General features: G+C 51.3%; 10 protein-coding genes. 9 read left to right on the plus strand and 1 reads right to left on the minus strand.

Going from position 1 to position 12604, the window contains the following annotated elements; all coding sequences use genetic code 11:
• Positions 1–88 precede the first annotated feature (88 nt).
• The 8 genes from cmoA (at position 89) to PGW97_RS11260 (ending at position 8169) form a co-directional block, all read left to right on the plus strand.
• A complete protein-coding gene (gene cmoA / locus PGW97_RS11225; protein ID WP_047883274.1) occupies positions 89–817 on the plus strand; it encodes a carboxy-S-adenosyl-L-methionine synthase CmoA in 729 nt (242 codons plus the stop codon).
• Between the two features lie 15 nt (positions 818–832).
• On the plus strand, positions 833–1807 hold the full coding sequence (gene cmoB / locus PGW97_RS11230) for a tRNA 5-methoxyuridine(34)/uridine 5-oxyacetic acid(34) synthase CmoB (protein WP_047883273.1): 975 nt from the start codon (positions 833–835) through the stop codon (positions 1805–1807).
• An 88-nt stretch (positions 1808–1895) separates the two neighbouring features.
• Positions 1896–2666, plus strand: coding sequence for a putative ATP-dependent zinc protease (locus tag PGW97_RS11235; protein ID WP_047883272.1), 771 nt, complete (start codon positions 1896–1898; stop codon positions 2664–2666).
• A gap of 21 nt (positions 2667–2687) precedes the next feature.
• Positions 2688–4193, plus strand: coding sequence for an inactive transglutaminase family protein (locus PGW97_RS11240; protein ID WP_047883271.1), 1506 nt, complete (start codon positions 2688–2690; stop codon positions 4191–4193).
• A gap of 3 nt (positions 4194–4196) precedes the next feature.
• On the plus strand, positions 4197–5171 hold the full coding sequence (locus tag PGW97_RS11245) for an alpha-L-glutamate ligase-like protein (protein ID WP_047883270.1): 975 nt from the start codon (positions 4197–4199) through the stop codon (positions 5169–5171).
• Between the two features lie 208 nt (positions 5172–5379).
• The gene (locus tag PGW97_RS11250; protein WP_273857341.1) at positions 5380–6525 is read left to right on the plus strand and encodes a MalY/PatB family protein; all 1146 of its coding nucleotides are present in this window, start codon (positions 5380–5382) and stop codon (positions 6523–6525) included.
• Between the two features lie 123 nt (positions 6526–6648).
• Positions 6649–7170 (plus strand): VC2046/SO_2500 family protein, encoded by a 522-nt coding sequence (locus PGW97_RS11255; protein WP_273857342.1) that lies wholly within the window; start codon positions 6649–6651, stop codon positions 7168–7170.
• 309 nt (positions 7171–7479) lie between these two features.
• Positions 7480–8169, plus strand: a complete 690-nt coding sequence (locus tag PGW97_RS11260; RefSeq protein ID WP_273857343.1) for an SDR family oxidoreductase — start codon at positions 7480–7482, stop codon at positions 8167–8169.
• Positions 8170–8464: 295 nt separating this feature from the next.
• Here the strand turns inward: PGW97_RS11260 and adhE are convergent, their stop codons facing one another.
• Positions 8465–11155 (minus strand): bifunctional acetaldehyde-CoA/alcohol dehydrogenase, encoded by a 2691-nt coding sequence (gene adhE / locus PGW97_RS11265; RefSeq protein ID WP_047883266.1) that lies wholly within the window; start codon positions 11153–11155, stop codon positions 8465–8467.
• Positions 11156–11877: 722 nt separating this feature from the next.
• Between adhE and PGW97_RS11270 the strand changes: the two genes are divergently transcribed.
• Entirely contained in the window at positions 11878–12516 is a 639-nt protein-coding gene (locus PGW97_RS11270) for a YchE family NAAT transporter (RefSeq protein ID WP_047883265.1), read from the plus strand.
• The last annotated feature ends 88 nt before the right edge of the window (positions 12517–12604 follow it).

The following is a 12604-nucleotide window of genomic DNA, read 5'->3' on the forward strand; positions in this document are numbered from 1 at the left end:
AACACCCGAGCCCGGCTTCTTGCACAGAGCGCCGGACGATAGTTCAGGATCCCTACTCTCAAGTAAGATATTAACGAGGTTCGTGAGAATGGCAGGTCACGACAATATTTTTGCCGCGCCCATCGATAAACTGGGTGATTTCACTTTTGACGAGCGTGTCGCTGAAGTTTTCCCGGACATGATCCAACGCTCGGTACCGGGCTACAGTAACATCATTTCGGCAATCGGCATGCTGGCAGAGCGTTTCGCCAAACCACATACGAACCTCTATGATCTGGGTTGCTCGCTGGGTGCCGCGACCCTGTCAATGCGCCGCCATATCCGACAGGAAGGCTGCCACATCATCGCCGTGGATAATTCCAGTGCGATGGTTGAGCGCTGCCGCCTGCACATTGAAGCGTACCGCTCCGACACCACTACCGAAGTGGTCGAGGCCGACATCCGTGATATCGCTATCGAAAACGCATCGGTCGTTGTGCTGAACTTCACCCTGCAATTTCTGGCGCCGGAAGACCGCATGACGCTGCTGGAAAAAATTTACGCAGGCCTGCGTCCGGGCGGGATTCTGATCCTGTCTGAGAAATATATCTTCGATGATGAGCAGGTCCACGAGCTGTTAATCGACCTGCACCATGACTTCAAGCGTGCCAACGGTTACAGCGAGCTGGAAATCAGCCAGAAGCGCAGCGCTATCGAGAATGTCATGCGCCCTGACAGCATTGCCACCCACAAAGAACGCTTTGCAAAAATTGGTTTCAGCAGCTCGGAAGTCTGGTTCCAGTGCTTCAACTTCGGCTCGATGATTGCGATCAAATAAGGTTACTCGCTGTTTATGTTTAGTTTTTCAGAGTTTTATCAACTCATTGCCCAACACCCGACGCTGCGTCCCTGGCTTAACACCCTGCCACAACAGCTGGCCGACTGGGAAGAAGCCTCCCATGGCGACATGGCCCGCTGGATGCGTGCGCTGAAAAAATTTCCGACCGACAAGCCGGACATTATCGATCTGAAGCACGCCGTGCGTGTCGAGAACTCGACGCCGATTGCCGACGGTGAGATGAAACGCCTGGAAAGCCTGCTGCGTCTGCTGCACCCATGGCGCAAAGGGCCTTACCACATGCATGGTATTCATATTGATACCGAATGGCGCTCTGACTGGAAGTGGGATCGTGTACTGCCACACATTTCTCCGCTGAAAGGCCGTGCGGTGCTGGATGTCGGTTGCGGCAACGGCTACCACATGTGGCGCATGCTAGGCGAAGGCGCGCAGCTGACGGTCGGCATCGATCCGTCAAACCTGTTCCTGATCCAGTTCGAGGCCATTAAGCGCCTGCTGGGCCAGCAACATCCGGCTTACCTGCTGCCACTGGGCATCGAGCAACTGCCTGAACTGCGTGCGTTCGATACCGTGTTCAGCATGGGCGTTCTGTACCATCGCCGTTCTCCGCTGGATCATATCATTCAGCTCAAGAACCAACTGCGCAAAGACGGTGAGCTGATTCTGGAAACCCTGGTCATCGACGGTGATGAGAATGCGGTACTGGTGCCGACGCACCGTTACGCGCAGATGCACAATGTGTACTTCTTCCCGTCTGCTAAAGCGCTGAAGGTCTGGATGGAAAAATGCGGACTGGTTGACGTGAAAATCGTCGACGAGTGCGTGACTTCCCTCGATGAGCAACGCTCAACAGACTGGATGACTAACAACTCGCTGCCAGACTATTTGGATCCGGATGACCCAAGCAAAACGATTGAGGGCTACCCGGCACCTAAACGTGCGGTTCTGATCGCTCGAAATCCTGACTAAGTACTGACAAGGGATGCTGTTCGCATCCCTTTTTGTAAGTTAAAATACTGCTGCCTAAGAAAAAATCACCGACTTCCCGGGAGAAATAATGCTTCGCCGCTGTGTGCCATTACTGACCCTTGCCCTCCTTTCAGGGTGCTCTCTACCCCAACAACAAGAACAGCATGAACAAACCATGGATGCCTTAAACACCATGGAAAATCGCGTTCATTTCCAATTGGCGACTATGCTCAAGCAAATTGATGAGCAAAACAATTACATCGCCGGGCTGGAAAAAGATCTATCTACGTTGTCGGCAGACGTTGCCCAGCAAAATGCCCAGCTGGCAAAAGCTGCGGCAGAGGAGCGCAGGAAGCAGAAAGCGCTGACATCAACAATCAGTATCACGGATGACACGCGTACTGCTCACGGCAAAGTTATATTAGGTGAAGAGGAATGGGTCTGGTTAGATTCCCTTAAAGCCTCTTTCAAGGCGCGGGTGGATACCGGTGCCACAACCTCTTCACTGAGTGCGACCGACGTTCAGGTATTTGAGCGCGACGGCAAACAATGGGCTCGTTTCAATCTGAACCATGATGCCAATGAACGCCCTGAAGATGCCGATATGGTTGAGGCTCCAGTTGTTCGCTGGGTGAAAATTCGCCAGGCCAACAGCGAAGAACCGCAGCGTCGCCCGGTTATTGAAGCTTGGGTGAAGCTGGGCCAGCTCCATGAAAAGGCTCAATTTACTTTGGCAGATCGGACGCAAATGACCTATCCAGTATTATTAGGTCGTGAGTTTTTCAAAGACATAGCGCTTGTGGATGTGGGTAAAACGTTTGTTCAGGGCAACAACGAACAACAGGTACAAAAAAACTGATAACAATTCGATGAGGATGTCATGACATCAAGAATCCCGTTCTACTTTCTGATCACCCTGCTTATCATTGCGGGTACAGCGCTGAGCATGTACCGTCATGATGTGTATGGTGTGCCCTGGACTCCAGGCGAACAACGCGCGCTATGGGAGCTGGAAGCCCGCATCGAGTTTGATGCTATTGGCGATCCGGTCAAGGTTTCTATGGCCGCGCCGGAAACACAACAAGGTTTTACTCAGATTGACGAAAGCACCTCATCACCGGGTTACGGTGTCGCTCTGATCGACACGAACCAGGGCCGCAGGGCAGAGTGGTCGGTTCGTCAGGCGACGGGCAAACAGGTTCTCTACTACAAGACCCAGATGCTGGTTGATGATCAGGCGAGCTTTAAAGTTGACCCGCCGAAAGGTGAGACGCCAGCTGTCAGCCTGGACAACCCGCAGCAAACCGCGGCCACTGCCCTGCTGACTCAGGCCCGGACTTTATCTTCTGACAACATCACGCTGGCCCGCGAGCTGATTAAACAGTTCAACGACAAGAACAACCAGAACTCCGCACTGCTGCTGAACAGCCTGAGCCGTGAGCGGGCGATCATCAGCCTGTTGTCTCTGGAGAAGATTCACGCCCGTATCGTCGGTGGCCTGCAACTGGAAGATGGCCGTCGCCGCCAGAGCATCACCCCGATGGTTGAGGTCTGGAGTGGCGAGCACTGGGAACTGTTCGACCTGCAAACCGGTCGCGAAGGCAAGCCTGACAACATTCTGTTGTGGAACCAGGAAGGCCATTCACTGCTGGACGTCATCGGTGGCCGTAATTCCAATATCAGCTTCTCGATCATTGCGCAGGATATTACGCCGCAGCAGGCAACCCGTGAAAAAATCCAGGCTGAAGATCTGCTGAACTTTTCGATTCACAGTCTGCCGGTTGAAGAACAGGCCATGTTTAAGACCATCATGCTGATCCCTATCGGCGCACTAATTGTAGTGTTCCTGCGGATTATCGTCGGTCTGAAAACCTCCGGTACCTTCATGCCAGTCCTGATTGCAGTCGCTTTCGTGCAGACACAGCTGATCACCGGTGTGCTGGGCTTTTTGCTGATCGTCGGTACCGGTCTGATCATCCGAAGCTATCTGTCCAGGCTCAACCTGCTGCTGGTCGCGCGGATATCGGCGGTCATCATTACGGTTATCATGATTATCTCAGTGTTTACCGTCGTGGCCTTCAAGATTGGCCTGGTGGAAGGTCTGACCATTACCTTCTTCCCGATGATCATCCTGTCATGGACCATCGAACGTATGTCCATTCTGTGGGAAGAAGAAGGTGCCAAAGAAGTCCTGATTCAGGGTGGTGGCTCGCTGCTGACCGCGATTCTGGTGTACATGGCCATGACGAACCCGATGATTCGTCACCTGACCTTTAACTTTATCGGGATGCAGCTGATTGTGCTGGCCATGATCCTGATGCTGGGTAACTACACCGGTTATCGCCTGAGTGAACTACGTCGCTTCAAGCCGCTGACGGAGGACTAAACCATGTCATTTCTGTCGCAGTTTACTTCGCCTTTCAAGCTGCGCCATCGCGGCATTATGGGCATGAATAAGCGTAACCACAGTTACATTGGCCGATACAATGACCGAAGCCTCTACCCGCTGGTTGATGACAAACTGAAAACCAAAATCATTGCTCAGCGATCCGGTGCGACGGTACCTGAACTGATTGGGGTCATCGACAGCCAGGTGAACGTAAAACGCGTTCATGACATGGTGAAAGACTGGCCGGGCTTTGTGATTAAACCGGCCCAGGGTTCCGGAGGTAAGGGCATTCTGGTGGTGATCAAGCACAAAGACGGCATCTATGTGAAGCCGTCGGGTGCTGAGATGAACAAAGAAGATGTGGAACGTCACATTACCAACACCCTGGCGGGTCTGTTCTCTCTCGGGGGCAAAAACGATGTTGCCATGGTTGAGAACCTGATCCAGTTTGATGATGTGTTTGACGGCTTCAGCTTTGAAGGGGTGCCGGATATCCGGGTCATCGTTTTTAAAGGCTACCCGGTGATGGCCATGATGCGCTGCTCAACAGCTGCATCTGACGGCAAAGCCAACCTGCACCAGGGTGCGGTCGGTGTGGGTATTGATATCGCCAGCGGCAAAGCCGTGCGCGCCGTTCAGTTTAACCAACCGGTTGAGCGCCATCCGGACACCGAGCGCCTGCTGAGTGAGCTCACCGTTCCTTACTGGGAAAAGCTACTGACTCTGGCAGCCAGCGCCTGGGAAATGACCGGACTGGGCTACATAGGCACGGATATGGTGCTGGATAAGTACAAAGGCCCGATGGTACTTGAGCTGAATGCCCGTCCCGGACTGGCGATTCAAATTGCCAACGGATGTGGTCTGCTGCCTCGACTGCATCATATCGAAAACTTGGGGGTTCCATCAATCCCGCCTTCTCCGGCTGAGCGGGTGGCCTATGCCGCTGAGCAATTCGGCGCCAAACCTCAATTCTGATCCTTAAGCCCCCATTTTTGGGGGCTTTTTTCTGCCTCGCCGAGACGCCATAATGCTGTCTGATTTTCTTTGCATGGATTGACTCAGTGACCGTCTTCACAGCGTGTGACTTGAACACTCTGGGCAGACCCCGTTTTGAGCCATGTACTGAACCACCTGAAACTAAATCACTTGCTCCGACCCCATTCACTCAACAAGGATGTCTGCCATGGCGAACGACCCGTTATTTGACCTACACATTGACCGTACCCAGAGCAACAGTATCAAATGGAATAAATACAAAGGTCAGGACATTCTGCCAATGTGGGTTGCTGACAGCGATTTCCGCGCGCCGGATGCCATTATCAATGCTCTCCACCAGCATGTTGATCACGGTATCTTTGGCTACGGCAGCGCACCCGAAAGCCTCACTGCCGCGCTGATTGAACGCATGAAGCATCTTTACCAGTGGGAAATACAGCCGGAGTGGATTGTGTACCTGCCGGGGCTGGTGTGCGGCATCAATCTGGCCGTTCGGGCACTGACGAACCCGGAACAAGCCGTGGTCTGCCCAACCCCCATCTATCCACCGTTTAAGTCATCCGCCAAACTGGCACAACGGGAGTTAACCACCCAGCCGGTGACGTTGGATAAACAGCGCTGGCTGATGCAACTGACGCCCAGTCACGTTACTCCGGCATCGCGCCTGCTGCTGTTCTGTAACCCGCTCAACCCGGGGGGAACCGTATACCGAAAAGAGGAGCTGGAGAAGGTGCTGGCCTTTGCCGAACAACATGACCTGCTGGTATGTTCCGATGAGATTCACTGCGATCTGCTGCTGGAGCCCGGCTGCCGACACACTCCGTTTGCCAGCCTGAACGACAGCGCGGCACAACGTTCGGTGACACTGATTGCACCCAGCAAAACGTTCAACATCGCCGGTCTGGGCGCGTCAATGGCGATCATCCCAAATCCGGCATTGCGCAAAGCCTTTCTCCGAACCCGTGCGGGCATTGTCCCGGATGTCAATGTACTGGCATACACAGCCGCCGAGGCTGCTTATACCCAAGGTGAACCCTGGCTGGAGCAACAACTGGCGTTTCTGCGCGGCCATAAGGCCAAGCTGGAGGCCGCAATCAATGCCCTGCCATACCTGAAACTGCATCCGATTGAAGCCACCTATCTCGCCTGGATTGATGCAACGGCTCTGCCAGTTCCGTCACCGCACAAATTTTTTGAGCAAGCCGGTGTCGGACTATCTCCGGGAGCGGACTTTGGCCACCCGGGCTTTGTCCGGCTCAATTTTGCCTGCCGCACGGAAACACTGGATGAAGCATTGCGCCGTATAACCAACGCCATCAACGCACTTGGCTGATTACGCAAAAATTTTCTAAAGTTATCTGTCACCTGACCGATACCCTGAACATCAGCGAGCTTTTCGACTTGTCGCAATGCTCGCATCAGAACATCAGTTCCCGGTAGGTTCGGTCAAGCTTCCATGCAAATCCATACATTAGACAAAGCACAGCTGATAAACGAAGTTCAGCTCGGCAGCCATCTCAACCAGGCGGTTGAGACAGGTCGTCGTGCTGATTTTGCGCTTATGCTGGCAATGTTGTCTCCGGATCGCCTGGAAACCGTACCGGTTGATACCCTACCGGCAACGGAACAAACCGAAGGGGATCTCCGGGCATACTTTGAGCTGCAGCCGCCCCGACCGCTTTCAGCCAGCGAATCTTGCTATGAAAACAGTGCCCGACAAGCGCAAGCTTTTCATGATGGCGGGATGGCTGACGTACGCTTGCTCAGCGGATTATCCCCCACTGCCCTGACGTACCCGCCAACTGGCACCAAAGGCATGCCGGAAGAGCTGTACCATAATCTGTCCGGCCATGAACGCCGGATGCTGCCACCTAAAGAAGACGTTGCCTTGAAAGCGTCACCTCAAGACCTGTATTTGTCTCTGGTTCAAGCCAAACGTTTCGCAGAAATGAGCCATCATTTCACGGTATCTGCTTGATTTTACCGCAACAGATCACACTACAATTCTTCCCGCGAAGGACACCCGATATTTTTCGTGACCATCTTCATAGCTTTGTCATTTCGATGCGGCACGATGTCGGCTGTTCGCTAACATTCAATAACAGACATGCACGGTTGGGCTTCAGGATCCTGTTTGATCCCTGCCTGTAATGTTGGGTTATTGATTGAACAACAGGCTGTAGGACGATGCGTCAGGCCACGAGTGAACCAGATGCCTGCCCATCCCTCCGACACGGTGAAGGGAAACCGGAGACCGTTTGCAGTCACCTGAACGAGAGGAAGAGCCATGAATATTGCTCAATCAGTCATACTCGTCACCGCCGCCGGCAGCCCTTTGGGGAAAGCCCTTTCCCTGCATTTCGCTTCTTTGGGGGCGATGCTTGCTCTGGTGGACAGCCACCCTCAGTCGCTACAGCAGACTTTATCGGCATGTCGAGCCGTCGGGGCGCCCAGCCAATCCTTTCTGACCCAATATGACGATGAACAACATGTTGCTGAGATTATCGACAATGTCCATCACCATTTTGGCAAAATCGATGTGCTGGTGAATTGCTGGTTAGGAGCAGAACTGCCCTCGTTACTCGGTCCCAGCTCCGTTGATCAATTCAGCCAAACGCTGATCAAATCCATGACCCCTTTCTTTGTTTTCGGCAAGATGGCGGCGCGCTATATGTGCGCTCAGAGTTGCCGGGGGGTGATCATCAATCTGGCAGCCGATACTAACTGTGCGCACACAGCGATCCACTCTGGCTCAAAAGCCATGGTTTCGGGACTCACCCTCAGTTGGGCCAAAGAGCTGGCAGAGTTTAATATTCGGGTGGGAGGCGTTGTGCCACTGACCATTGACTGCCCGTGCCGTAACCAATCCCAGAATGTCATCAGCCTGCCGCTCCAGTATGAAATTGTTCGCAGCGCGGAATACATTGTTGCCAATGACTATTTCAATGGCCGAATGATTGAGGCCGAAGTTAGCTGAAGGTGCAGCAAATTAACGTGCATCAGCAGTGAATTTCAGAGAAACACCCACTGAATTAGCTCAGAGACATACACCAAACCAGCCTACGGGCTGGTTTTCTGTTTGTGGGGTGCCTATTTTTTTCTATTTGTGTAGCTGTAGCTGTAGCTGTATCTGAAGGATATTTCTCTTAGTGGCACAGCGGTGTCAGTCGATTCTTTCTTGAGGCGAGTAAATGGCCAGAAACACGCAGATAAAAAAAGCCCGCCAAAACGGCGGGCTGAACGTTAATGTTGTGCGCTAGCGAAAACAGTGATTAGGCTTCAGCTTTCGCTTTTTTTGCTGTAGCAGGTTTCTGGTCTGCTTTTTTCTTGATAACAGTAGTGCCTTCGAAAGTTTCACCTTCTACATAAGCTTTACCGTAGTAAGACGCGACCAGTACATCTTTCAGCTCGCTGATCAGTGGGTAACGAGGGTTCGCACCAGTACACTGGTCATCGAATGCTTCTACAGCCAGTTCGTCCAGTTTCGCCAGGAAGTCTGACTCAGGAACACCCGCAGCCTGAATTGACATTGGGATTTCCAGGTTCACTTTCAGCTCATCCATCCAGCCCAGCAGACGCTCAATTTTCTGTGCTGTACGGTCACCCGGCTGAGACAGACCCAGATGGTCAGCCACTTCCGCATAACGACGGCGCGCTTGAGGACGGTCGTACTGAGAGAACGCCGTCTGTTTCGTTGGGTTGTCGTTAGCGTTGTAACGTACCACGTTAGAAATCAGCAGGGCATTCGCCAGACCGTGCGGCAGGTGGAACTCAGCACCAATTTTGTGTGCCATTGAGTGACAAACACCCAGGAAGGCGTTGGCAAACGCGATACCAGCGATAGTTGCCGCATTGTGTACTTTTTCACGGGCAATCGGGTCTTTCGCACCATTTGCGTAGCTAGATGGCAGGTACTCTTTCAGCATCTTCAGCGCTTGCAGAGCCTGACCGTCAGAGTACTCGTTCGCCAATACAGATACATAGGCTTCCAGAGCGTGCGTAACGGCATCGTAACCACCAAAGGCTGTCAGCGATTTAGGCATGTTCATCACCAGGTTCGCATCAACAATTGCCATGTTTGGTGTCAGTTCGTAGTCAGCCAGTGGGTATTTTGCACCTGTTTTGTCGTCGGTAACAACAGCAAACGGTGTCACTTCTGAACCTGTACCTGATGTGGTAGTGATACAAACCAGCTCAGCTTTTTCACCCATTTTCGGGAACTTGTAGATACGTTTACGGATATCCATAAAGCGCATTGCCAGTTCTTCGAAGTGTGTATTCGGATGCTCGTACATTACCCACATGATCTTCGCAGCATCCATTGGTGAACCACCGCCCAGAGCCAGGATAACGTCAGGCTGGAAGCTCTTCATCGCTTCAGCACCTTTCTCAACCACAGACAGCGTTGGATCCGCTTCCACGTCGAAGAAAGTCTGCACTTCCATACCTTGTGCTTTCAGCAGCTGAACCACGTCATCGGCATAACCGTTGTTGAACAGGAAGCGGTCAGTTACCAGGAATGCACGTTTCTTACCAGCCAGGTCACCCAGTGCTATTGGCAGACTACCACGGCGGAAGTAGATAGATTTTGGAAGTTTGTGCCACAACATATTCTCAGCTCGCTTCGCTACTGTTTTCTTGTTGATCAGGTGTTTAGGACCGACGTTCTCAGAAATTGAGTTACCGCCCCAAGAACCACAACCCAGAGTCAGCGAGGGCGCAACATTGAAGTTGTACAGGTCACCGATACCACCATGCGTGGTTGGGATGTTAATCAGGATACGCGCTGTTTTCAGCTTGTCGCCGAAGTATTTGATACGATCCTGGTTAGTGTCCTGGTTAGTGTACAGGCCAGATGTGTGGCCGATACCACCGATTTCAACCATAGTCACAGCCTGAGCCACCGCATCTTCGAAGTCGGTCGCACGGAACATACCCAGGGTTGGAGACAGTTTTTCATGAGCAAATGCGTCGTCATAAGACACTTTGTCCAAGCCTTCACCGATCAGTACTTTCGTATCCGCAGGCACTTTCACACCCGCCATTTCAGCAATTTTCGTTGCTGGCTGGCCAACGATTTGCGCATTCAGGTTGCCGTCAATCAGCAGCACTTTACGAACTTTGTCTGCATCTGCTCGGCTCAGTACATAGCCTTTGTGAGAAGCAAAACGCTCTTTAACTTCATCGTATACTTTATCAACCACGATAACGGCCTGCTCAGAGGCACACACCACACCGTTGTCGAATGTTTTAGACATCAGAACCGAAGCAACAGCACGCTTGATATCGGCGGTTTCGTCGATAACAACCGGTACGTTACCCGCACCTACACCAATAGCAGGTTTACCTGAAGAATAAGCCGCTTTAACCATGCCCGGGCCACCAGTCGCCAGAATAAGGTTAATGTCATCGTGCTTCATCAGCGCGTTAGACAATTCCACTGATGGCTGATCAATCCAACCAATAATGTCTTTTGGCGCGCCAGCCGCGATTGCTGCATCCAGAACCAGTTTCGCCGCAGCGTTTGTCGATTCTTTTGCACGTGGGTGTGGTGAGAAGATGATTGCGTTACGGGTTTTCAGGGCAATCAGCGATTTGAAAATAGCAGTAGAAGTTGGGTTAGTGGTCGGAACGATACCACAGATGATACCGACAGGTTCGGCGATAGTGATAGTACCCAGATTGTCATCCTCTTCCAGGATGCCACAGGTTTTTTCGTCTTTGTATTTGTTGTAGATAAATTCAGAAGCAAAGTGGTTTTTGATCACCTTGTCTTCAACAATACCCATACCGGATTCTGCTACGGCTTGTTGAGCTAGTGGGATACGCGCGTTGTTGGCCGCAAGAGAGGCTGCACGGAAGATTTTATCAACTTGCTCCTGAGAGAAAGTCGCAAACTCTTTCTGAGCTGCTTTAACACGTGCAATCATTGCATCCAATTCAGCCATATTAGTTACAGGCATAGTTAACTCCTAACTTAATATTGAAAACTTTTTAGTAAGGATACGTCTTACATCCTTATTGTTACCTTACGAACATCCCGCTCAAACAAATTGGTAACACACACGCTTAGTAAACCGCTTTCGAAACTGATTATATTCTTTCACACCTCGAAAAAAATTGATTTAGATCATTTGCACCTATTTATAGTTACAATTTGATACTCTCAATTTAATATCAATACAAATCAAATGGTTATTATCATTACTTCGAGATGAAGAAAGACAGAAATACGCATTCAAATGCACAAATCGTTCTTTAGCGACCCTCTGAATTTACGTAATAATCCTACACATTTTGTAAAATAGCGTAATAAACTCGACCGAGATCACACAAAAAAACCGGTGTTCAAATCAACGTCGGATACCGTTCTGTAGCACAGCGCTATCCCACTAAAGGGTAAGCCATAACGAAGCCTTTTTACAGGTGAGCAACAAGAACTTCATAAATTACTTTTTGGGTTTTGGAGTGACAGCGAATTTTATTGTTGGACAACGGACTTTTGGCTTAAAGTAGCACCAATCAACAGCCCTACATGATCATATCTACTGCGACTTCGGGGACTTTTCAGGGGAAAATGGCGCCAGTAAATTGTGCCCCATTCCCCTTGCCGTTCGGTCTCAGCCGGATCATTTGTTGAGATGCACTATCCTGTATCAACGACGACAAGAACCACTACAACACAATGCCATCTATTGAACTTGCTATATTTTTGCAATTTTTCATCGGCCTTATCGCCGCTGTAAACCCCATTGGAATCATGCCTGTTTTCGTTTCGCTGACCGGACATATGACGCCGGAAGAACGGAACAAAACCGCTATCACCGCTAACGTGGCCGTTGCCGTGATCCTCACAGTGTCACTGCTGGCCGGTCAGCTTTTGCTGGATTTATTCAGCATCTCCCTCGACTCGTTCCGGGTGGCCGGCGGTCTGCTGCTACTGACCATCGCTTTCTCGATGATGAGCGGTAAGCTGGGTGAGGATAAACAGAATAAACAGGAGAAATCGGAATCAATCAGTCGTGAGCAAGTCGGCGTCGTCCCGCTGGCGATGCCATTGATGGCCGGGCCTGGTGCGATCAGCTCCACCATCGTCTATGGCTCACGCTATCCCTCGCTTGGCACCACATTGGGGATTGTTGTGACAATCGCCTTTTTTGCTTTCTGCTGTTGGCTGCTGTTTCGCGCCGCCCCAATCATTGTCCGCTTCCTGGGACAAACGGGGATCAACGTTATCACCCGTATCATGGGTTTGATTCTGGGCGCACTGGGTATCGAGTTTATTGTCAACGGATTGCGGGTTCTGCTACCAGGTTTGGCTTGATCCGCTTCCCGTCATCAAAGAAAGAAATAAAGATTTCAAAGAAAACCAGGGTAGCTAAGGCTGCCCTTTTCTTTATAGATTACATGGA

The sequence above is a fragment of the Photobacterium sp. GSS17 genome (genome assembly GCF_028621875.1).
Taxonomy (GTDB): Bacteria; Pseudomonadota; Gammaproteobacteria; order Enterobacterales; family Vibrionaceae; genus Photobacterium; species Photobacterium ganghwense.